This is a genomic window from Martinezella rhizogenes (genome assembly GCF_000799715.1).
Classification (GTDB): Bacteria; Pseudomonadota; Alphaproteobacteria; order Rhizobiales; family Rhizobiaceae; genus Rhizobium; species Rhizobium rhizogenes_C.
In genome coordinates, this window is the sequence record NZ_JUHG01000011.1 from 930,998 (window position 1) to 951,849 (window position 20,852).

23 protein-coding genes are annotated in these 20,852 nt (G+C 58.9%); 16 read left to right on the forward strand and 7 right to left on the reverse strand.

The window, feature by feature from the left end:
* Nucleotides 1-110: 110 nt before the first annotated feature.
* On the reverse strand, nt 111-1,313 hold the full coding sequence (locus EX00_RS08410) for a pyridoxal phosphate-dependent aminotransferase (RefSeq protein ID WP_047456248.1): 1,203 nt from the start codon (nt 1,311-1,313) through the stop codon (nt 111-113).
* A gap of 636 nt (nt 1,314-1,949) precedes the next feature.
* Between EX00_RS08410 and EX00_RS08415 the strand changes: the two genes are divergently transcribed.
* The 4 genes from EX00_RS08415 (at nt 1,950) to EX00_RS08430 (ending at nt 5,376) form a co-directional block, all read left to right on the forward strand.
* On the forward strand, nt 1,950-3,095 hold the full coding sequence (locus EX00_RS08415; RefSeq protein WP_052210689.1) for a PQQ-dependent sugar dehydrogenase: 1,146 nt from the start codon (nt 1,950-1,952) through the stop codon (nt 3,093-3,095).
* A gap of 106 nt (nt 3,096-3,201) precedes the next feature.
* Nucleotides 3,202-4,092, forward strand: coding sequence for a DMT family transporter (locus EX00_RS08420; RefSeq protein ID WP_047456250.1), 891 nt, complete (start codon nt 3,202-3,204; stop codon nt 4,090-4,092).
* A gap of 494 nt (nt 4,093-4,586) precedes the next feature.
* Entirely contained in the window at nt 4,587-4,802 is a 216-nt protein-coding gene (locus EX00_RS08425; protein WP_047456251.1) for a cold-shock protein, read from the forward strand.
* A gap of 148 nt (nt 4,803-4,950) precedes the next feature.
* Nucleotides 4,951-5,376 (forward strand): BA14K family protein, encoded by a 426-nt coding sequence (locus tag EX00_RS08430; RefSeq protein ID WP_047456253.1) that lies wholly within the window; start codon nt 4,951-4,953, stop codon nt 5,374-5,376.
* Between the two features lie 59 nt (nt 5,377-5,435).
* Here the strand turns inward: EX00_RS08430 and EX00_RS08435 are convergent, their stop codons facing one another.
* Nucleotides 5,436-6,080 (reverse strand): MBL fold metallo-hydrolase, encoded by a 645-nt coding sequence (locus EX00_RS08435; protein WP_047456255.1) that lies wholly within the window; start codon nt 6,078-6,080, stop codon nt 5,436-5,438.
* A 282-nt stretch (nt 6,081-6,362) separates the two neighbouring features.
* On the opposite strand from EX00_RS08435, the gene EX00_RS08440 reads away from it, so the two are divergent.
* The 6 genes from EX00_RS08440 (at nt 6,363) to EX00_RS08470 (ending at nt 11,302) form a co-directional block, all read left to right on the forward strand.
* Nucleotides 6,363-7,001: a DUF1236 domain-containing protein gene (locus EX00_RS08440; protein WP_047456257.1), complete on the forward strand. Its 639-nt coding sequence runs from the start codon at nt 6,363-6,365 to the stop codon at nt 6,999-7,001.
* Between the two features lie 246 nt (nt 7,002-7,247).
* On the forward strand, nt 7,248-7,508 hold the full coding sequence (locus EX00_RS08450) for a hypothetical protein (protein ID WP_007701529.1): 261 nt from the start codon (nt 7,248-7,250) through the stop codon (nt 7,506-7,508).
* Between the two features lie 530 nt (nt 7,509-8,038).
* Complete coding sequence (locus EX00_RS08455) at nt 8,039-8,515, forward strand: MarR family winged helix-turn-helix transcriptional regulator (protein ID WP_047456278.1); 477 nt, start codon at nt 8,039-8,041, stop codon at nt 8,513-8,515.
* A gap of 88 nt (nt 8,516-8,603) precedes the next feature.
* Nucleotides 8,604-9,305: a response regulator gene (locus EX00_RS08460; protein WP_047456280.1), complete on the forward strand. Its 702-nt coding sequence runs from the start codon at nt 8,604-8,606 to the stop codon at nt 9,303-9,305.
* A 25-nt stretch (nt 9,306-9,330) separates the two neighbouring features.
* The gene (locus EX00_RS08465) at nt 9,331-10,710 is read left to right on the forward strand and encodes an ATP-binding protein (protein ID WP_047456282.1); all 1,380 of its coding nucleotides are present in this window, start codon (nt 9,331-9,333) and stop codon (nt 10,708-10,710) included.
* 10 nt (nt 10,711-10,720) lie between these two features.
* Nucleotides 10,721-11,302 carry a DUF1349 domain-containing protein gene (locus EX00_RS08470; protein WP_047456285.1) on the forward strand — a complete coding sequence of 194 codons (582 nt, stop codon included), beginning with the start codon at nt 10,721-10,723 and terminating at the stop codon, nt 11,300-11,302.
* A gap of 58 nt (nt 11,303-11,360) precedes the next feature.
* On the opposite strand, the gene EX00_RS08475 is transcribed toward EX00_RS08470, so the two are convergent.
* The 5 genes from EX00_RS08475 to EX00_RS08495 form a co-directional block, all read right to left on the reverse strand.
* A complete protein-coding gene (locus EX00_RS08475) occupies nt 11,361-11,948 on the reverse strand; it encodes a hypothetical protein (protein ID WP_155294029.1) in 588 nt (195 codons plus the stop codon).
* A 167-nt stretch (nt 11,949-12,115) separates the two neighbouring features.
* Nucleotides 12,116-12,457: a tRNA-binding protein gene (locus tag EX00_RS08480; RefSeq protein WP_047457600.1), complete on the reverse strand. Its 342-nt coding sequence runs from the start codon at nt 12,455-12,457 to the stop codon at nt 12,116-12,118.
* Between the two features lie 26 nt (nt 12,458-12,483).
* A complete protein-coding gene (proC, locus tag EX00_RS08485) occupies nt 12,484-13,323 on the reverse strand; it encodes a pyrroline-5-carboxylate reductase (RefSeq protein WP_047456287.1) in 840 nt (279 codons plus the stop codon).
* A gap of 1 nt (nt 13,324) precedes the next feature.
* Nucleotides 13,325-13,825: a type III secretion system chaperone family protein gene (locus tag EX00_RS08490; RefSeq protein ID WP_047456289.1), complete on the reverse strand. Its 501-nt coding sequence runs from the start codon at nt 13,823-13,825 to the stop codon at nt 13,325-13,327.
* A gap of 391 nt (nt 13,826-14,216) precedes the next feature.
* Nucleotides 14,217-14,477, reverse strand: coding sequence for an accessory factor UbiK family protein (locus EX00_RS08495; RefSeq protein ID WP_007701515.1), 261 nt, complete (start codon nt 14,475-14,477; stop codon nt 14,217-14,219).
* A gap of 262 nt (nt 14,478-14,739) precedes the next feature.
* Here EX00_RS08495 and lgt point away from each other — a divergent pair, with 262 nt between their 5' ends.
* The 6 genes from lgt (at nt 14,740) to EX00_RS08525 (ending at nt 20,849) form a co-directional block, all read left to right on the forward strand.
* A complete protein-coding gene (gene lgt / locus EX00_RS08500; protein WP_047456290.1) occupies nt 14,740-15,627 on the forward strand; it encodes a prolipoprotein diacylglyceryl transferase in 888 nt (295 codons plus the stop codon).
* Nucleotides 15,628-15,705: 78 nt separating this feature from the next.
* Nucleotides 15,706-16,803: a class I SAM-dependent methyltransferase gene (locus tag EX00_RS08505; RefSeq protein ID WP_047457601.1), complete on the forward strand. Its 1,098-nt coding sequence runs from the start codon at nt 15,706-15,708 to the stop codon at nt 16,801-16,803.
* A gap of 135 nt (nt 16,804-16,938) precedes the next feature.
* Nucleotides 16,939-17,721 (forward strand): peptidoglycan editing factor PgeF, encoded by a 783-nt coding sequence (gene pgeF / locus EX00_RS08510; RefSeq protein WP_047456293.1) that lies wholly within the window; start codon nt 16,939-16,941, stop codon nt 17,719-17,721.
* A 1-nt stretch (nt 17,722) separates the two neighbouring features.
* On the forward strand, nt 17,723-18,874 hold the full coding sequence (locus EX00_RS08515) for a M24 family metallopeptidase (protein ID WP_047456295.1): 1,152 nt from the start codon (nt 17,723-17,725) through the stop codon (nt 18,872-18,874).
* Between the two features lie 55 nt (nt 18,875-18,929).
* On the forward strand, nt 18,930-19,811 hold the full coding sequence (locus tag EX00_RS08520; protein ID WP_047456296.1) for a hypothetical protein: 882 nt from the start codon (nt 18,930-18,932) through the stop codon (nt 19,809-19,811).
* A 105-nt stretch (nt 19,812-19,916) separates the two neighbouring features.
* On the forward strand, nt 19,917-20,849 hold the full coding sequence (locus tag EX00_RS08525; RefSeq protein WP_047456298.1) for a ribose-phosphate pyrophosphokinase: 933 nt from the start codon (nt 19,917-19,919) through the stop codon (nt 20,847-20,849).
* The last annotated feature ends 3 nt before the right edge of the window (nt 20,850-20,852 follow it).

Consider the following 20,852-nt stretch of genomic DNA (forward strand, 5'->3'; position numbering starts at 1 on the left):
ATTGAGAGAGACTTGAATCAAGGGATGAAGCAGCACCTCTTCTGAAGCCGGTAAACGCAAAAAGCCCGCCATCACTGGCGGGCCTTCTGATTTGTCTTGGTTGAGGCTGCTTACTTGCAAGCGCCGCAGAAGCGCTGGATACGACGGCAAGCTTCCTCGAGAAGCTCTTCAGAGGTCGCATAGGATATGCGGAAGTTCGGGCCGAGGCCGAAGGCGGAGCCATGGACGACGGCCACACCTTCCGATTCCAGCAGTTCCGACACGAAATCCTCATCCGTCTCGATGACCTTGCCGGTCGGAGCGATCTTGCCGATCAGGCCGGCGCAGGACGGATAGACGTAGAAAGCGCCTTCCGGAACCGGGCAGGAAATGCCCTTCGCCTGGTTCAGCATCGACACAACGAGGTCGCGGCGGCCTTCGAAGATCTTCTTGTTGCGCGGGATGAAATCCTGCGGACCGTTCAGTGCTTCGACGGCAGCCCACTGCGCGATCGACGTTGCGCCCGAGGTCTGCTGACCCTGGATCATATCCATCGCCTTGATGAGCACCAGCGGACCGGCGGCATAGCCGATGCGCCAGCCGGTCATGGCATAGGCCTTCGAAACGCCGTTCATCGTCAGCGTCCGATCATAAAGGCTTGGCTCGACTTCGACCGGCGTGGCGAATTTGAAATCGCCATAGGTCAGGTGCTCATACATATCGTCAGTCAGGATCCAGACATGCGGATGCTTGACCAGCACGTCCGTCAGCGCCTTCAGCTCGGCATGCGTATAGGCTGCACCCGACGGGTTCGACGGCGAGTTGAACATGAACCACTTGGTCTTCGGCGTGATCGCCTTTTCGAGATCGGCCGGCTGAAGCTTGAAGCCGTTGGCCTGCGTCGTCTCGACGAAAACCGGAGTGCCACCGCACAGCGCCACCATTTCCGGGTAGGACACCCAGTAAGGCGTCGGGATGATGACCTCGTCACCGGCGTTCAGGGTCGCCATGAAGGCGTTGAACAGGATCTGCTTGCCGCCCGTGCCGACGATGGTCTGCTCGGGAGCGTAGTCGAGATTGTTCTCGCGCTTGAACTTGGCGGCGATCGCCTTGCGCAGTTCCGGGATGCCGGCAACCGGCGTATACTTCGTCTCGCCGCGGTTGATTGCGTCGATGGCGGCAGCCTTGATATTGTCGGGCGTATCGAAATCAGGCTCGCCGGCGCCGAGGCCGATCACGTCGCGTCCTTTTGCTTTCAACTCGCGCGCTTTCTGGGAAACGGCGATGGTGGCAGAAGGCTTTACACGGGAAAGGGCGTCGGCAAGAAAGGCCATGATGATCGGTCCTATTCGGTTGAAATGGGCAGAAAGCCTGTGGACCAGATTTCTGCGCTAAGCTCTATGTCGAATGTAGGCCGCCGTTTCAAGCAGAAAGGCGTCACGGTGACGTTATTTCGCGCGACCGTAGACAGCGCGCCACACGTTGGCGTTGGGCAGCCGTTGCCCGCCGTTCTCCAGAAGAAAGCCTCACCACACGCCCAGGCTGAAATGAATAGCGGAAGATGGGTAGCAGCAAACAGGCCGCTCGACGATTGAATCACTTTATGAAGGGCCTGATTCAATCTCTCAATTCACCCAAAATACTTCATTCAAATCAGTCATATCAGCCTATATCTCAACCGCCATAAATTAGCGTCGCGAAATTCCTTCGGCATCCAATTCGATCTGGCAGAAGTGTGCCATTCACACTTTTATCGCGTAATCATCGACCGCACCGCTCGGGGAGAAAGCCACGTTTTGGATGATGACGCCATCATACCTGGGTCGATGCGCTATATCGCAAATACCGGCGACGGCGGGTGACACCGCCTCCATGGACACAATGACGTTATCGACACCCTGGCGCGCTTGAACCCTGATCCACCTATCCCACGTTGCATAAGTTATTCCTGCCACGGAGGAAATGGATCGATGCGTCTTCACAGAACAGGACTTTTCATTGCCCTTGCAGCATCTGCTCTGTCAGCGACAAGCGCTGCCCTCGCCGATCCGGCCAAGACTATCAACACGCAGAAAATTGCCGTCAAGGTCGAGACCATCGCGAGCGGGCTCGACCACCCATGGGCCGTGGAAGCCCTGCCGGACGGCGCCTATCTCGTGACGGAACGACCGGGGAGCATGCGCATCATCCGCAACGGCAAGGCGTCCGACCCCATCGCAGGGGTGCCCGAAGTCCATGCCCGTGGCCAGGGCGGGCTGCTCGACCTCGCCCTTGATCCGAAATTCGCCAGCAACCGCACCATTTTCTTCACTGCGTCCATTTCCGAGGATGGCGGTAGCGGCACGGCAGTCTTTCGTGCCGTCCTGTCGACGGACGAGCGACGGCTGACCGACGTGAAGCGCATCTTCCTGATGAACAAGCTGTCGCGCGGCAATATCCAATATGGCTCGCGCATCGCCATCGCCAGCGATGGCAGCCTGTTCGTCAGCCTCGGCGACCGTGGCGAGCAGGATCGTGCCCAGGATTTTCATGATGATGCCGGCTCGATCATCCACATCAGGGCCGACGGCAGCATTCCCACCGACAATCCGTTCAAGGATAGCGCCAGAGCCCTGCCGGAAATCTGGTCGAAAGGCCATCGCAATCCCCAGGGTCTCACCTTCGATGCCGCGGACGGCAAGCTCTATACGGCCGAACACGGCGCCAGAGGCGGCGACGAGATCAACACGCCGGAAGCGGGCGAGAATTATGGCTGGCCGGTCATTTCCTATGGACGCAATTACTCCGGCACCAAGATCGGGGTCGGCACGGCGAAAGAGGGAATGGAACAGCCGATCTTCTATTGGGATCCCTCGATCGCGCCCGGCGCCATCGCCGTCTATCGCGGCAAGATGTTTCCCGAATGGAATGGCGACTTCCTCGTCACGGCGCTGAAATTCGAGCTGCTTTCGCGTCTCGATCGCGACAGCAGTGGCAAGGTGCTCGAGCGAGAACGCATGCTCAAAGGTGATTTCGGGCGACTGCGCGACGTCGTCGTCGCGCCGGATGGGGCGCTGCTGATCACCACGGATGAGGATGACGGCGCGTTGCTGCGTGTTTCAAGAGCAGCGAACTAGCAATGGAATTTGCCGTTAGCGGCCAACCTTTCACCCTTGCTCCGGAGAAAAGCAGCTGCTAACGCACCGTCTCCCATTTTTTTCTTGCTTCCCCCACAGGTTGTCGATGACTCGCGTACAGGCGAATTTGGTATTGTTGCTGGCTGCCGCGATCTGGGGCGGCGGCTTCGTCGCACAGTCGACGGCGATGAAGGCCATTGGGCCATTTTGGTTCATAGGCCTACGCTTTGCCGTCGCCACCATTGTCGTCCTGCCCTTCGTCTGGATGGAAAACCGCAAGGCGAAAAAACCGCTCACGCGCCGCAACTGGCTCTCCTTTCTCTGCATCGGTATCGCACTCTTCGGCGGCGCGGCAACACAGCAGCTCGGGCTCTTGACGACCACCGTCACCAATTCCAGCTTTATCACCGGCCTTTACGTCGTCTTCGTGCCGCTGATCGCCGTTGTCTTCCTGCGCCGGCAGCCGCACTGGATCATCTGGCCAGCTGCGCTAACGGCACTTGGCGGTATCTATCTGCTGTCCGGCGGCTCCCTTTCCCAGCTCACTCCCGGCGATTTCCTAACGGTCGTCTGCGCTGTCTTCTGGGCGGTACAGATCACCCTCGCCGGCTCGTCGGTCCGCGAAACCGGCCGGCCGCTCGGCATTTCCGCCGCGCAATTCGCCGTCACCACTATCCTCGCTCTCATGGTTGCTGTCGTGAACGAACCGATCAGCATCGCCGACATTCAGGCAGCGCTCGGCGAAATCCTCTATGTCGGGATATTCTCGTCCGGGCTTGCATTCGCTCTGCAGGTCATCGGCCAGCGCTATACAAGCGCCCCGCAGGCGGCGATCATCCTCTCTTCCGAGGCATTGTTCGGCGCTTCGCTCGGCGCGTTGCTGCTCGGCGAAACCATCGGACCGCTTGGCTATGCCGGCTGCGCCCTGATGTTCAGCGCCATGCTCGCGGTGGAATTGGTGCCCGAACTCACCCGGCGGCGCAGCGTCCCCGCATGAAAAGCCACGGGAAATGCCCGTTATGGCTGTGCCGAACCGCTTCCGTTAGATTTTTTAAATGACCGGAAAGACTTATCTCGGGGCCGTCATTTGGGAAAATTTCGCCAAACTTATATCGCAAACGATACAAAAACCTTGGAAATCTATTTCCCGTGAGGGAAAATTTGCGAATCGCCTTAGCGCACGCCAATTACGGCAATGCGCCCCTTTTACGACATTAAAAACTTTTACTTGCCAATTCCCGATAAACACAGCACTCTCAACGGTGTTCGGGCATTTTTAAAGCATGGGAAGTCCTTAAGAAAGTGCGCGCCGGGAACGCTAATATTCCGGTCAGCCTGGTCGAGAAATGATACGCGGATATCGTTTCATGGCCACGCCGAGGTATAGGGGACCTTTTCCTTCAAATTGCGAGAACTGCCTGCGAGCGCCCGCAAGGGCATACAGCAATGCTGCCCATGTGGATGGTGGGCAGAGAGAAAAGGACCTGACGCATGGCCGAGACTGGCACTGTAAAGTTTTTTAATACCGATAAGGGCTTCGGTTTCATCAAACCGGACAAAGGTGGCGCTGACATCTTCGTGCATATTTCCGCAGTACAGGCTTCTGGTCTGTCGGGACTGTCGGAAAACCAGAAGGTAAGCTTCGACACGGAACCGGATCGCCGCGGCAAGGGACCGAAGGCTGTCAATCTCCAGATTGACGGTTAAAACGCCCTACGGCTACCATTCGAGTTGAAGCCCGGCAGAGATGCCGGGTTTTGTCATTCAGTCTGTATTCAGCTTGCCGTGCCTAGTTTATCCCCCAATACAAGATTGGGAACAACGGTTCTCCCGTTCCCGCTCAGAGGATAGACGAATGAACATGCTCGGCAAAACCCTCCTTATGTCCGCCATGGCTGCAACGCTGACGCTGACCTCCATGTCAGCGGCTTCGGCCGACGATCGCTGGCATCACCGCGACGGCTGGGTGCTGGGCGGTGCCGCAGGTCTCGCCACCGGCCTGATCGTCGGCTCCGCTATCGCCAGCCAGCCACGTTATGCTGAACCCGCGCCGGTTTACGTCGATCCCGACTACGACGCACCGCCCCCACCCTATTACTATCGCGCACCGCCGCGCCGCGTCTATGTCGAGCGCGATGTCAGCTATTACGCTCCGCCGACCGCCGGCCTGCGTCCCTGGTCGTCGCAATGGATGCGCTATTGCTATGATCGCTACAGAAGCTTCGACGGCCGCAGCGGCACCTATGTCGGCTATGACGGCATGCGTCACTTCTGCAACTGATCGACGTATCAGCCAATGTCACAACACGAAGCGCCGCCTCCCGCGGCGCTTTTTTGCTTCTAAAGCCCGCGCAGAAAGGGGTTCGTCCGCCGTTCCTCGCCGATCTGGCCGCCGGGACCATGGCCGCAGATGAAGCCGACATCGTCGCCCAGCGGAAATACCTTGTCGCGGATCGAATCCAGCAATTGCTGGTGATTGCCGCCCGGCAGGTCGGTACGGCCGATCGAGCCATTGAACAGCACGTCGCCGAGATGCGCGAATTTCTGCTTCCTGTTGACATAGATGACATGACCCGGCGCATGGCCTGGGCAATGAAAAACCTCGAATTCATGCTCGCCGAAGGAGACCTTGTCGCCATCCCCAAGGAAACGATCCGGCACGACGTTGCGCACGCCTTCGATGTTGAACATCTTGCCCTTGGCCTCGATATCCTGCAGCAGCGTCAGATCATCCTCATGCGGGCCGATCACCTCCAGGCCAAGCGCTTCGCGAAGTTCGTCCGCGCCGCCGGCATGGTCGATGTGGCCATGCGTCAGCCAGATCGCCTTCAGCGTGATGTTATTCTCACGCACCGTCTGCAGGATAAGATCGACATCGCCACCGGGATCGACCACGACCCCTTCGTTCGTCTCCGGATCGAACAGGATCGTGCAATTCTGTTCGAAAGGTGTCACCGGAATGATGCCGGCCTGGAGCATGCCCATAAAGCGCCTCGTCTGTTTGATGTCGTCCTGCCGGTATAATCACAAACACTGGGCAAAACAGCCCCTCGCCCTGAAAATGCCCGGGCGACAAGGACGGCACGCCAGGTTCCGACGACAGCCCTCGAAAATTCGATACGCCGCAAACTCTCCAAAAGCGAAAACAGTTCCAGATGCTTAAGAGAAATATCTCCCATAGAACATCAATCGATATGTCCATCCGGGGGAACACTGAAGCATTCGAGGCGTTTGCTCTGAGGCTCCCAAAGCAAAAGGAGAAAGCCAATGTCCTTGAAGAGAAGCCTGCTGCTGGCCAGCCTCGCTCTTCTCGGTAGCGCCGGACTGGCGCAAGCCGAAATGTCCGCGACCACAGCCACCGACATGGAGGTTCGCTCCGGCCCTGGACCACAATATCCGACAGTCGGCATGGCGACCCGTGGCTCCGAGGCCATGCTTGACGGCTGCATAGAAGGCAGCCGCTGGTGCCGTGTCGACGTCAATGGCATGCGCGGCTGGGTCTATGCCGAATATCTGAACGTCGAGCAGAACGGCAATACGCTCGTCGTCGAAGAACATCGCGACGACCTTGGTGTCCCGACAATCACCTATCAGCAGACGGACCCGACAAGCACCGGAAGCATCCAGACAGTGCAGCCGAGCCCGAATGACGAGTTGCTCGGCCCCGTCGACCAGGGTGGCGGCAATGTCGTTGCGATCACGCCGCCGAGCGAGGTCGAAACCTACATCACGGACAATCCGGTCGACGCGGTTCAGTTGCGCGGCGACCTTGTCGTCGGCGCCACCCTGCCGGAAAGCGTGACCGTTCACCGCATACCGGACTATCAATACAGCTATGTCGAGGTGAATCGCCGGCCAGTGCTGGTCGATCCGGACACGCGCCGCATCGTCTATGTCTACCGCTGATTCGCGTTGCGGCGGCGGCAATGCGTCGAAATCACGGGCGGTCACATGGCCGCCTCACCCGCAAAACGGCTTTTCCCCCGATTTATTGCAAATTTCTCCCGTTTGAGTTGCCTTTCTATTTCCACCAGCCAATGCATGATGTAATTCTTATATAAATTAGGATTATCGCCGCTCCCAAGGCTCAATCCGGGACGTGGCGCGACGGCATCCGGAAATGGCTTCCGGTACAATGGGAGAAGGCTGATCATGGAAAGTTTAGGGCCTATCATCACGCAACTGGTTGCCGGCGCTATCGGCGGCAACGGCGCCAGCGCCGTTTTGAAGCAGGAAGGGATCAATCTCGTTGCCAGAACGATTGCCGGCGCTGTCGGCGGTCTCGGCGGGGGCCTCATTCTCAACCTGATCGGCAGCGAAGCCCTGACCGGCTATATCGCACAGGGCCTCTCCTCACTGGTTGCTGGCGGCATACTCTCGGCAATCGTCGGCGCAGTGCTCGGCCGCAAGTAAGACGAGAATATCAGATCAAGGAAAGCCGGGCGGGAGAAACCGCATCCGGCTTCCCTTGGCCGCTCCACAATCTTGCCCGACAGCGGCGGCAGTCGGGCAGTCTGTTTCTATATAGTCGCTCATCAGGCTCTCGCTGATCGCTGCCGGCGTGAAGCAATAAAGCCCAATTCCGATACCGGCGACGGTGTATGAATGTCGCCACCCCTTGGCAAAGACAATCTTGGCACCCGTAACCTCCGCTATCTCGCTGCCATAGTCGGGCGTTGTCGTTGAACTGGACTCCCCCAATCCGGTTGCATCTGGGCCTTCACTGTTGGTTGCTATTCCGACATCGCTTCCCCACAAAGTACGTGGGAAGATATGAGGCCTGTTGGAGTTTTGCCAAGCCGGGTCTAGTTTCCATTCATGGCTATCCGTTCGGGCTGCAAAAGGTTGGAGAAACTTGCAGTGACCCAAAAATACGTCAATAAAGCTGACATATTTTTGGGTAAGTTTCCCAGTTGCCCTAAAACAGGAAAGGAAATGCCAAGGTGACACGGCAGGTGAACCCAAAAGCGGCGAAGCCGGAACTACTGGCGGCGCCAATGCAAAATGTCGGGATCATTGATTTCGAGATCATCGAGCTGCTTTTCTTCGCCTATCGCGACTTCGTATCCGATCCGGATCAGATCCTTGATAAGAGCGGGTTCGGGCGCGCGCATCACCGCGTCGTTCATTTCGTTAACCGCGAACCCGGCATGACGGTTGCGGACCTTTTGGAAACATTGAAGATCACCAAACAGAGTTTGGCGCGGGTTCTCAAACAATTGATCGATTCGGGTTATATTCATCAGGTAGCCGGGCCTGAGGACCGTCGGCAGCGTAAGCTGTATCCAACGCAGGCCGGCCGAGATTTGGCGTTGGCGCTGGCGGAGCCGCAATCACGCCGTATTGAACGGGCATTCGAAGGCGCGTCCGACGCGACGCGCGAAAGCGTCAAACGGTTCCTGAGGGGAATGCAGGACTAGGACATGATCTCGAACCGGAGAACCGCGAAGCAGGTTTGGGATAAGATCATCTCAATCAAATAGATAAAACAAGATCGAGACGGATTGAATGACGACAAAGACAGCAATTTCCGATGATGCGGCGCATCTCCTGGTCGTGGATGACGACACGCGTATCCGCGCCCTTCTCAATCGCTATCTCATGGAAAAGGGATTCCGGGTGACGGTCGCCGCCGAAGGTGCCGAAGCCCGCCGCAAGCTTGAGGGGCTGGATTTCGACCTGATCATCATGGACGTGATGATGCCCGGCGAGTCTGGCATCACGCTGACGTCGAGCCTTCGCGCCATCAAGAACATCCCGATCATCATGCTGACCGCCCTCGCCGAAGCCGATGCGCGCATCGCCGGATTGGAAGCCGGCGCCGACGATTATCTGCCGAAGCCTTTCGATCCGCGCGAACTCGTGCTGCGCATCAACAATATCCTCCGTCGCAATACCCCGGCCGACTCGCCGAAGATCGAACAGGTGATGTTCGGCCCCTATACTTTCTCGCTGACCCGCAAGGAGCTGAAGCGGGCCTCGGAGCTCATCCGCCTGACCGACAGGGAGCAGGAAATCATGCTGCTCTTCGCCAAGCGCGCCGGCGACACCATTCCGCGCCACGAGTTGATCGGCAGCGACGCCGAAGTCGGCGAGCGCACCATCGACGTGCAGATCAACCGCCTGCGCCGCAAGATCGAGGACGATCCGGCCAATCCCATCTGGCTGCAGACGGTCCGTGGCATCGGCTACCGCCTGAGCATAGATTGATATCAAGTCTCAGAGGCCAGCGGCGATGGTGACATTCGACTCGATCAGACGCGATCAGGACCACCCGCCGTCCAGCGGCATGCGTTGGCTGTCACGCTGGCTGCGCCGGCGGCTGCCGACCGGTATCTATGCCCGCTCGCTGCTGATCTTCATCCTGCCGATGATCATCCTGCAGGCGGTCGTCACCGTCGTCTTCATGGAGCGCCACTGGCAGATGGTGACGCAGCGTCTGTCGATGGCGACCACCCGCGACATCGCCGCCATCATCGCGATCATCGAAACCTACCCGCAGGATGCCGACTATTCGGCCGTCACGCAGATAGCCCGGCAAAAGCTCGATCTCACCATCTCGATCGAGCCGGGCGGTGAGCTGCCGCCGCCGCGCGAAAAGCCGTTCTTCTCGATTCTCGACGGCATCCTCAGCGATGAAATCCGCGACCAGATCAACCTGCCGTTCTGGGTCGACACTCTCGGCAATTCCAGCCTTGTCGAAATCCGTGTCAAGCTGCCGGACAAGGTACTGCGCGTCTTTGCCAAGCGCAGCCAGACCTATGCCTCGAATACCCATATCTTCATTCTCTGGATGGTCGGCACGTCGCTGGTGCTGATTGGCATCGCCGTTCTGTTCCTGCGCGGCCAGATCCGGCCGATCCTGGCGCTGGCGCAAGCCGCCGAAAGTTTCGGCAAGGGCCAGCGACTGGAGAATTATTCGCCGCGCGGCGCTGACGAAGTTCGCCGCGCCGGCCTTGCCTTCATCCTGATGCGCGAGCGCATCGAACGGCAGATCGAGCAGCGCACGGCGATGCTCTCCGGCGTCAGCCATGACCTGCGCACGGTGCTCACCCGCTTCAAGCTGCAGCTCGCCCTTGTGGGCGAAAATCCCGACCTTGACGGCCTCAGCGAGGATGTCGAGGACATGCAAAGCATGCTGGAGGGCTACATAGCCTTCGCTCGCGGCGAAGCAGAAGAGGATGTCGGCACGCTCCGTCTCAGCGATATCCTCAACAGGGTCGAACAGGACTTCTCTCTCCACGGCAAATCCGTGACCTACTCGATCGACGGCGACGATGAAATCTCCGTCCGCCCGAACGCCTTCGCGCGGCTGGTAACGAACCTTGCCTCCAATGCGCGCCGTTATGCCCATACGCTCCGCATCGAAGCCAAGCACAGCGCCAAATGGCTGACGATCATTTTCGACGACGATGGTCCCGGCATTCCCGTCAAGGCGCGCGAAGACGTGTTCAAGCCGTTCTTCCGGCTGGACGAGGCGCGCAATCTCGACAATTCCGGCACCGGCCTCGGCCTGGCGATTGCCCGCGACATCGCCCGCAGCCATGGCGGCAACGTCACGCTCGGCGATAGCCCGCTCGGCGGCCTGCGCGCCACCATCCGCATTCCTGCATGAAGGGAAGCACATGCCGATCGACATCAATGACATGCACTGGCTGAACACGCCGCCGCTCTGGGAAATGAACCAGGGACGCCTGCTCGTCCGCTCCGGCGAAAAGACCGACTTCTGGCAGGGAACCTATTACGGCTTTCACCGCGACAACGGCCATTTCCTCGGCCGGCCGCGGCAAGGCGATTTCACCGCCGAAATCACATTCATCGGGCAGTATCGCGAACTCTACGATCAGGCCGGCCTGATGGTCCGCCACGACGCCACCCGCTGGATGAAATGCGGGATCGAATATACTGACGGCGCCAGGCATTTCAGCGTCGTGGTTACCAACGGCAATTCCGACTGGTCCGCCTTCCGGCTCGAGCATGAATTCGATGCCATATCGATCCGGGTGACCCGCAACGGCGACGCCCTCTTCATCCAGTATCGCACCGACAAGATGACCGAGTGGCGCATGGCCCGGCTCGCATGGTTCGATCCAGCCCTGGACGAGGTCTCCGTCGGCCCCGCCTTCTGCTCACCGCAGCGCGAAGGTTTTGAAGCGGAGTTTCTGGATTTCAGCCTGACGGAACCGGTATCGCGGGATATTCATTGAGCATCTGGCATAGTCATTACTCGAAGGCGCGCTGCCCGCTTTACATTTCACGCACGCCTTATAAGTCGAAAGGGTCAGACTTTGTTGAGGGAGAGGCTTTCCCTGCAAAAGGATCTTTGGTGGTTGCCGGTGGAGCAGAAAAGCTATTCCCAACGGCCTTCTGACATTGAATAAGTTCAATTGCAGCCGCCGCAGATCCTCTCAAACTCAGATTTGCAATTACATTCCCGTTAAATGAAAATTTAAGACCAAGCTTCCGCACAAACTCGTTCACAAAATTTGTATCGGAAAAGCTAACTAGTAGCATCTTCAAATTATTCATATCGATGCCCCTGGCCGTAGCAGTCCAAGGTGAATTCTGGTCGAGTTGAATTGCGATGTCGTAATCTTTTCCAACTTCTATCGATTTCCAATCACCGCTGCCGATAGCAATATAGGCAGGACCTAGGGAATTTGTACTGTCGAATCCAAGTCTAAGAACAATGCCATTTTCATAAATATTGGCAATAAAACAAGAATTCCCCAAAGAAGAATCAATGGCGACAATCCAACCATCAACATTCTTCCATGGAATAGATGCATCATTTGCAATAGCATATGTCATCGATGTCAGAAAAAGAGCCACCGAAAGAACGACCCGAAACATCTGCACCATCCTACTCAACACGCGATTCATATTCAGACGAATTCCCGCAAAAGTCGAGAAAATATTTTCTGAAATACTACCCTGTGATGGCAATCAAGCGCTGAGCATCAAGGCAAAAATTTTCTCAACAGCCTAATCAAGGAATTTTTGCTTAAACTTTCTAGATATCACATCATCCTCTTGCCGTTCGGCACCGGCTGCGTCACGGCAGTAAGCACGATGGCACCATTCTCATCCTCGAATCCAAGCGTCAGCACCTCGGAACGGACGGGGCCGATCTGGCGTGGCGGGAAATTGACAACGGCGAGGATTTGGCGGCCGATGAGGCTCTCCGGCGTATAGTGCACGGTAATCTGCGCAGAAGAGCGCTTGAGGCCGATCTCCGGCCCGAAATCGATCCTCAACTTATAGGCCGGCTTGCGCGCTTCCGGAAAGGCTTCGGCCTCGATGATCGTTCCGACACGGATATCCACCCGCTCGAAATCGCCATAGGTGATCTCTTCCGTCATATGCATGCCCTCTTAGTCTTGGATATTCAGCCGGCCAGTTCCTGCGCGCGCTTGCGTGCCGCCTCCAGAGCCTCATCGAACAGAGGCTGCATGCCGCCTTCCGCCATCAGCACGGCAAGGGCCGCCGCAGTCGTGCCGCCGGGAGACGTCACGTTCTGACGCAGGCGCGAGGCGTCGTCGGGGGACTGATGTAACAATTCACCAGCCCCCGCGACAGTTTCCCGCGCGAGGCGCATGGCGAGGTCCGCCTGCAGGCCAAGCTTCCGGCCCGCTTCCGCCATGCACTCGACGAGATAAAAAACATAGGCCGGTCCGCTGCCGGACACCGCCGTCACGGCATCGATATCGCCCTCTTCCGGCACCCATTCGACCGGGCCGGACACCTTCAGAAGGTCCTGCACCAACTGCCGCTGCTGCTCGCCGACTTCGGCATTGGCAAAGGCGCCAGTGACGCCACGACCGACCATGGCCGGGGTATTCGGCATGGCACGCACCATCGCCGCTTTCCCCAGGTTCCTCTCGAGGGAGGCCAGCGTCTTGCCGGCCGCGATCGACACCACCACCGTATTCGGCCCGACCGTTTCCTTGAACGGCGGAAGCACGACATCCATGACCTGCGGCTTGACCGCAATAAAGAGAACGCCCGCGGTGACACCGGCGGGAACACCAGTGACATGGCTTGCGCCGGCATCGACAATAAGCTTCAGCATCGCCTCGGATGGATTGGGATCGACCACGGTCACAGAGGAGCCCGACACACCGTTTTTCAACCAGCCCGTCAGCATCGCGCCGCCCATATTGCCAGCGCCAATCAGGATGATGGCGCCGGAAGATGCGAGAGCGCTTGAGGATGCCCCGGTCGTCATATCAGCATTCGCCCACGGTTTCGAACAGCACGGCTTCCATGGCGCGATTTGCGTCAAGGCCGGACCAGACAACGAACTGGAAAGCCTGATAGTAAGCCTCGCAGGTGTCAAGAGCGTTGGACAGCAGCACTTCCACCTGCCGGTTGGTCGGCTCGGCGCCACCGGCAAGCAGCAGCGACTGCCGGAAGATCACAATATCCTCCTGCCGCCACAGGTCGAAATGGCCCATCAGCACTTGGCCATTGACGCAGGACAGAAGCTTGATGACTTCATTGGCACGGATGTCCGGGACCTTGATGTCGAAGGCGCAGGCAATATGCAGCGCCTCGAACTCCTCCATCCAGGAGAAGGAAACATGATAGTCCGTCCATTTACCTTCGACAGTCATGGCAATTTCGTCTTCGCCCGACCGCTCAAACGACCAGTCGTTATTGGCAGCCACGAACTCGATCATATCGACCGGATTTGACTGGCGTTCGACTTCTATTTCCATAAGGCTCATGCAGCACCTTCTTGACCGGAACGAATGCAGCTTTCGCGTGCTTCAACATTGAGAGAACGCAAACTGTTTTACTCCGGAAACATCTTCGGGATGATGTTGAACGGCTGCCAGACTAACGCATCCACCCTGCCCGGAGCTTACCAAGTCCGTTTCGAATCATCATTTAAAATCAGTGTATAACGGCATGCCCGGCATGCCAGCCCCTCAAGGGAGATTTTGGGCAAGGGCGCTGTGGAAAGCTCTTCCGATGTCTATTCAGAAGGGAGTCATAACTGACTCTGGCGATTGGCTTTTTTGCCAGTGTCCACAGGTGGATAAATCGCCGAAAATTTTAGAGGAAAAGTGCGTGGCAGAGGCCTGCCACGCCTATTTATCGCAAAATTAATCGCGCTTACTTGCTTTTCGAGGAAAGACGCGCTTCCAGCGCCTCGATTCTGGCGAGCAGCGCTTCGTTCTCGTCACGCGCCTTGATCGCCATTTCGCGAACGGCTTCGAACTCCTCGCGCTTGACGATATCGAGGCTGTTCAGCCAGCGTTCGGCATGTGCGTTGAAAGCCGTTTCGATCTCGCGGCGCACGCCCTGGGCAGCACCGGCGGCATCGGTCATCAACTTGGCGAATTCGTCCATGATACGGTTCGGTCCAGTACTCATTATGGTCTCCTTGCGGCCGTCGGCCCCGAAAATGAACAACATCCTATAGGGGCCAGATAGGGATGAGGTAGGATTTCCGAGAGTTCGATGCAAGCAAATTGAGATTGAGCGGGACAAGCTGGCCCATGACAAAAGACTTATGAAAATCGACTTGACCGTTTCAATACCGAACGTCATCTTCCGGCCACATTGGATTTAGCATGCTCTTGTCCAAGAATCGTATCGCAATCTTGCGAACCATGCTCTAACGGATCTGACAATCTTGCTGACATCCGCCAACCTCGCCGCCATCCTGCCGTTTCCCGATATCGATCCGATCGCCTTTTCGCTCGGCCCACTTGATGTCCACTGGTACGGCCTTGCCTATGTCGCCGGCATCCTGCTCGGCTGGCTCTATGCGCGGCGGCTGGTCGACAACGGCAAGCTTTGGCTGAACAACACCGCGCCGATGACGCGCGCGCATCTGGACGATTTCATCCTCTGGGTAGCGCTCGGCATCGTTCTCGGCGGCCGCATCGGCTATATCCTGTTCTACGATCTCGACAAGGTGATCGCCGACCCGATCCGCGCCATCCAGATCTGGAAAGGCGGCATGTCTTTCCATGGCGGATTGATCGGCACCACCATCGCCATGATTTTGTTCGCAAATCGCAGCAAGATCCCGGTCTGGAGCCTGTTCGATATCGTCGCCGCCGTCGCCCCCATCGGCCTTTTCTTCGGCCGCATTGCCAATTTCGTCAATGGCGAGCTCTGGGGCCGAGCCAGCGACGTCCCCTGGGCCATGGTCTTCTGCAGCCCTCACATCATTGCCGCCCATGATGGCATCTGCCCGGCCGGCCCCGATCCGCGCCATCCGAGCCAGCTCTACGAGGCCGGCATCGAGGGCATCGTCCTCTTCGTCGTCCTCTTCATCCTGACGCGCTGGGCCTTGGCACTGAAGAAACCCGGCACCATCAGCGGCGTTTTCGTCATCGGGTACGCCTTCTCGCGCATTTTAGTCGAGTTCTTCCGTCAGCCGGATGAACAGCTCGGCTATCTCATGGGCACGAACTGGCTGACCATGGGGATGGTGCTGTCCGTGCCGATGGTTGCGATCGGCCTCTGGGCAGTCATTCGCGCCCGCTACGCTGCCGCCAGGCAGACCGCTTGATCTCTGGGTGAAATATCGCATGATCCTTCCGAGAACTGCTTTATATTTCTCGGAATCATGCTCTAGCGAGACCAAATGATGACGACCCCGCTCGGCGAAAAAATCAAAGCCATTATCCGCACGAACGGACCGGTCAGCATCACCGACTATTTCTCTCTCTGTCTCGCTGATCCGCAGCACGGTTATTACAAGACGCGCGAGCCCTTCGGCAGCGTCGGCGATTTCGTCACCGCGCCCGAGATCAGCCAGCTCTTCGGCGAAATGATCGGCATCTTCATGGTGCATGCCTGGCAGCGCCACGGCTCGCCCGCTGATGTCCGCCTGGTGGAAATCGGCCCCGGCCGCGGCACGATGATGGCTGATATGCTTCGCGTCATCGGCAAACTGGCGCCGCCACTCTATGACGCCATGAGCGTGCATCTGGTCGAAACCAGCGAGCGACTGCAGGGCTTTCAACGGCAGACGCTTGCCGACCATGGCGACAAGGTTTCCTGGCAATCGGACGTCAACGATACCCCCGCGGGCTTCACCCTGCTTGCCGCCAACGAGCTCTTCGACGCCATTCCCATCCGTCAGTTCGTCCACACCGCGAACGGGTTTCGCGAGCGCACGGTCGGGCTTGACGCCCATGACGAGCTGACCTTCGCGGTCGGCGTCGCTGGCCTCGACCCGGCGTTCCTCCCGGAAGGATCGTTGCCACCCATCGGCACCATCTTCGAGATCGCCCCTGCCCGCCAGGCGGTCATGACCACAGTCTCTGACCGGATCGCCGCCCATGGCGGCACCGCGCTCGCCATCGATTACGGGCACATGGCGACAGGCTTCGGCGATACGCTGCAGGCCGTGCGCATGCATGAATACGATCCGCCGCTGGAGCATCCCGGCGAAGCGGATCTCACCAGCCATGTCGATTTCCAGCATCTGGCGGAAACAGCTGCGGCCTCCGGCCTGCAGATCAACGGATGCTGTCATCAGGGCGATTTCCTCATCGGGCTTGGGTTGTTGGAACGGGCAGCGGCACTTGGCCGTGATCGCGACGTCGCAACGCAAGAGGGCATCCACGCCGCCGTCGAACGGCTTGCCGGCGCCGGCGAAGGCAAGATGGGCGAGCTCTTCAAAGTACTGGCGGTCTCAAGCCCTGCGATCGATCTCCAGCCCTTTCGCCCCGCGCGCTGATAAAGAGTGCCGAAGCCAGCGGATTGACAGAGCGCGCATGGCTGGGCCAACATCCCGGCCAAATCGAACCGCTTCGCCACAGACGCGTTATTCATCACGCTCCACGCCAAAGACCATATCAAGGGATACGCGGTATTGCCGACTCCGATTGAAAGCACATTGCTGAGCGCCACCAAAAGCGCCGGTATCCGCCATGGCTATTTCACCCGCGAGGGCGGCGTTTCGCAGGGCCTCTATCGCGGTTTGAACGTCGGTCTCGGCTCCCATGACGACCGCGCGCATGTGGAGGAAAACCGCCGCCGCGTCGCCGGCTGGTTCGGCCTGCCCCTGGAGCGGCTCGCGACCGTACATCAGGTCCATTCGCCCGACGTCATCACCGTCGATACCCAATACAATGGCGATCGCCCGCAGGCCGACGCTATGGTGACGGCGACGCCTGGGGTGGTGCTTGGCGTACTCGCCGCCGATTGCGGTCCGATCCTCTTCGCCGATCCCGAAAACCGAGTGATCGGTGCCGCCCATGCCGGCTGGAAAGGCGCGCTGACCGGCGTGCTCGAAAACACCATCGAGGCAATGGTCGCGCTCGGCGCCAAGCGCGAGGCGATCACCGCGTGCCTTGGCCCCTCGATCAGCCAGGCAAGCTATGAAGTCGGTCCGGAATTCGTCGACCGCTTCACCGCTTACGACCCGAGCTACAGCAAATACTTCGTTCCATCCGAAAAAACCGGCCATGCAATGTTTGACTTGCCGGCGCTGACGGTCGACCGCCTGCGCAAGGCAGGCGTGACCGCCGAAAGCCTGGCCCTCTGCACCTATCCCGACGCCGACCGCTTCTTCTCTTATCGCCGCACCACGCATGCGAAGGAGCCGGATTACGGTCGTCAGATTTCCGCTATCGCCATCGAGGAGACCTCCTAAAATGGCCCTGCATTTTGAACGCAGCGAATTCGACGCTCGCCTGGCCCGTCTCCTGGCGAAGATGCAGGAGGAGAAGCTCGACGCCATGCTGCTTTTCGCGCAGGAGAGCATGTTCTGGCTGACGGGCTACGATACCTTCGGTTACTGCTTCTTCCAGACGCTGGCGGTCAAGTCGGATGGCACGATGGTGCTTTTGACCCGCTCGGCCGATCTTCGCCAGGCCCAGCTCACATCCGTCATCTCCGATATTCGCATCTGGGTCGATCGGGTCAACGCCGATCCGACGCTCGACCTCAAGGAATTGCTGGTGGAGCTCGATCTTCTCGGCACCCGCATCGGCGTCGAATATGATACGCACGGCATGACTGGCCGCGTCGCCCGCCTGCTCGACAACCAGATCGCCACGTTCGGCCAGATCGTCGACGCCTCCTATCTCGTCGGGCGCCTGCGCCTTATCAAAAGTCCGACGGAAGTTGCCTATGTCGAGCGCGCTGCCGCCCTTGCCGACGATGCGCTGGACGCGGCACTCGCGCTGATCAAGCCTGGCGCCGACGAAGCCGACATTCTGGCTGCCATGCAGGGCACGATCTTCTCCGGCGGCGGCGATTACCCCGCCAATGAATTCATCATCGGCTCCGGTCCGGAGGCCCTGCTCTGCCGCTACAAAGCCGGCCGCCGCAAGCTCGACGTCAACGACCAGCTCACCCTCGAATGGGCCGGCACCTACGCCCATTACCATGCCGCCATGATGCGCACGGTTGTCATCGGCGACCCCAGCCATCGCCACCGCGAACTCTTCAGCGCTTGCCTTGAAACCATCCAGGCGATCGAAACCGTGCTAAAACCTGGCCACACCTTCGGCGACGTCTTCGACATGCATGCCAAGATCATGGACGAGCGCGGCCTTGCCCGCCACCGGCTGAATGCCTGTGGTTATTCGCTCGGCGCCCGCTTCTCCCCCTCCTGGATGGAGCATGAGATGTTCGTTGCCGGCAATCCGCAGGAGATCGAAGAGAGCATGTCGCTCTTCGTACACATGATCATCATGGATTCCGACACCGGCACCGCAATGACGCTCGGCCAGACCTATCTGACGACATCTCAGGCTCCGCGAGCTTTGTCGCGCCATCAGCTCGAATTTCTTAACCGTTAGCAGCGTAGAATAGCGATCCTGAACGGGGTGACCCTCGAAGGAAAGGATCGCGCATATGAGACAGGTCAGGACAACGTTGATTCCCGTTGGCTTCTGCCTTGCGCTCGCCGCCTGCAACACGACAGACGCCTTGACGCCGCCCGGAACCATCGGCGATGCCGGCTCCAGCCCCGTCACGCAACGCGATGTCGAACGCATGGCCTCCGCGCCGAAGCGCCAGCAAACGTATCAGACCGCGCAGGACAGCTACAGCTACCAACGACAGGGCTATCAGCAGCAGGGTTACCAACCGCAAAGCCCTAGTGGAGGCTCACTGGACGATCAGGCGGCAGCGCTGAGAAGCGGCGGCGGCAACCCTTACGCCTCCCGCCCTCTCGACGGCTCCCAGACCGCATCCATTCCGCCAGGCAGTGCTCCGATCTCGGAATCCGATGAGCAGCGCGAAGCCGATCGCCGCCTCGCGGATGACCAGCAGCCACAGCAACAGGCGGCCCAGGATCAGCAAGACGATCAACAGCCGCCCGTGCAACAGCAACAGCAAGCCTCCATCGCCCCCGCGGCGACAACCGGTGGAAACAGCGTTCGCTTCCTGCCGATCATCGGTGCGCCGGTGGAGGCCGTCACCCCGCTTTCACGCCAGCTCGGCGCGGAGGCGCGTTCGCTTGGCCTTGCGATCAAGAGCTCGAGCGATTCGAGCGCCAGCTACATCCTGAAAGGCTATCTTTCCGCCTTCCAGGATGGACCGCAGATTTCCGTCACCTATGTCTGGGATGTCCTCGACAATAGCGGTGCCCGCCTGCACCGAATCCAGGGGGCGGAAAGCGCACCGCTGAAGCGCGGCGATCCGTGGACCGCCGTTCCGCCTGCCGTCATGCAGAAAATCGCCACCAAAACCATGTCGGAATTCAATTCCTGGCGTGACTCTCGCGGTGGATAGCCACAGGCTTTTCAGAAATATGAAAGCTATCATGCCTCACCCCCTTGCATTCGGGAGCAAGGCGGTTAAAAGCGCGGCTATCAGGTTGGTAACAGGCGGGCCAAAATGAAGATTTTCGCAGGCAACTCGAACAGGCAACTCGCCGAAGCGATCTGCAACTATCTCAATCTTCCTTTGGGTAAGGCAAGTGTCCGGCGTTTCGCGGACCAGGAAATCTTTGTTGAGATCCAGGAAAACGTGCGCGGCGAGGACGTGTTTGTCGTTCAGCCGACATCGTTTCCGGCCAATGACCACCTCATGGAATTGTTGATCATGGTTGACGCAATGCGGCGCTCCTCGGCGCGGCGCATCACGGCTGTCATTCCTTATTTCGGCTATGCTCGTCAGGACCGTAAGGCCGGCCCGCGCACGCCGATCTCGGCAAAGCTCGTGGCGAACCTCATCACCGAGGCCGGAGCCGATCGCGTACTGACGCTTGATCTGCACGCAGGCCAGATCCAGGGGTTTTTCGATATCCCGACGGATAATCTTTACGCCCTGCCGATCCTGACGCGCGATATCGTCGCCAATTACGATATCGGCAATGTCATGGTGGTTTCGCCCGACGTCGGCGGCGTCGTGCGTGCTCGCGCGCTTGCCAAACGTCTCGACTGTCTGCTGGCGATCGTGGACAAGCGCCGTGATCGCCCGGGTGAATCCGAAGTCATGAACATTATCGGCGACGTGGAAGGAAAAGACTGCCTGCTGATCGACGACATCGTCGATTCCGGCGGCACACTCTGCAACGCCGCCGAGGCGCTCCTGAAGAATGGCGCGACCAGCGTCACGGCCTATATCACCCACGGCGTTCTGTCCGGTGGCGCCGTGACCCGTATCGCCAATTCGAAGCTGAAGGAACTGGTGATCACCGATTCCATTCAGCCGACGACAGCGGTGCTATCCGCGCCCAACATTCGCGTCATCAGCACCGCCAGCCTCATCGGCGAAGCCATCAACCGCACCAGCCAGGAAGAATCGGTTTCCAGCCTGTTCGACTGAAAA

Coding starts and splice junctions, on each gene's coding strand:
- EX00_RS08410 (WP_047456248.1), bottom strand. CDS start 1,313: ATGGCCTTTCTTGCCGACGCCCTTTCCCGTGTAAAGCCTTCTGCCACC.
- EX00_RS08415 (WP_052210689.1), top strand. CDS start 1,950: ATGCGTCTTCACAGAACAGGACTTTTCATTGCCCTTGCAGCATCTGCT.
- EX00_RS08420 (WP_047456250.1), top strand. CDS start 3,202: ATGACTCGCGTACAGGCGAATTTGGTATTGTTGCTGGCTGCCGCGATC.
- EX00_RS08425 (WP_047456251.1), top strand. CDS start 4,587: ATGGCCGAGACTGGCACTGTAAAGTTTTTTAATACCGATAAGGGCTTC.
- EX00_RS08430 (WP_047456253.1), top strand. CDS start 4,951: ATGAACATGCTCGGCAAAACCCTCCTTATGTCCGCCATGGCTGCAACG.
- EX00_RS08435 (WP_047456255.1), bottom strand. CDS start 6,080: ATGGGCATGCTCCAGGCCGGCATCATTCCGGTGACACCTTTCGAACAG.
- EX00_RS08440 (WP_047456257.1), top strand. CDS start 6,363: ATGTCCTTGAAGAGAAGCCTGCTGCTGGCCAGCCTCGCTCTTCTCGGT.
- EX00_RS08450 (WP_007701529.1), top strand. CDS start 7,248: ATGGAAAGTTTAGGGCCTATCATCACGCAACTGGTTGCCGGCGCTATC.
- EX00_RS08460 (WP_047456280.1), top strand. CDS start 8,604: ATGACGACAAAGACAGCAATTTCCGATGATGCGGCGCATCTCCTGGTC.
- EX00_RS08465 (WP_047456282.1), top strand. CDS start 9,331: ATGGTGACATTCGACTCGATCAGACGCGATCAGGACCACCCGCCGTCC.
- EX00_RS08470 (WP_047456285.1), top strand. CDS start 10,721: ATGCCGATCGACATCAATGACATGCACTGGCTGAACACGCCGCCGCTC.
- EX00_RS08475 (WP_155294029.1), bottom strand. CDS start 11,948: ATGTTTCGGGTCGTTCTTTCGGTGGCTCTTTTTCTGACATCGATGACA.
- EX00_RS08480 (WP_047457600.1), bottom strand. CDS start 12,457: ATGACGGAAGAGATCACCTATGGCGATTTCGAGCGGGTGGATATCCGT.
- proC (WP_047456287.1), bottom strand. CDS start 13,323: ATGACGACCGGGGCATCCTCAAGCGCTCTCGCATCTTCCGGCGCCATC.
- EX00_RS08490 (WP_047456289.1), bottom strand. CDS start 13,825: ATGAGCCTTATGGAAATAGAAGTCGAACGCCAGTCAAATCCGGTCGAT.
- EX00_RS08495 (WP_007701515.1), bottom strand. CDS start 14,477: ATGAGTACTGGACCGAACCGTATCATGGACGAATTCGCCAAGTTGATG.
- EX00_RS08505 (WP_047457601.1), top strand. CDS start 15,706: ATGACGACCCCGCTCGGCGAAAAAATCAAAGCCATTATCCGCACGAAC.
- EX00_RS08515 (WP_047456295.1), top strand. CDS start 17,723: ATGGCCCTGCATTTTGAACGCAGCGAATTCGACGCTCGCCTGGCCCGT.
- EX00_RS08520 (WP_047456296.1), top strand. CDS start 18,930: ATGAGACAGGTCAGGACAACGTTGATTCCCGTTGGCTTCTGCCTTGCG.
- EX00_RS08525 (WP_047456298.1), top strand. CDS start 19,917: ATGAAGATTTTCGCAGGCAACTCGAACAGGCAACTCGCCGAAGCGATC.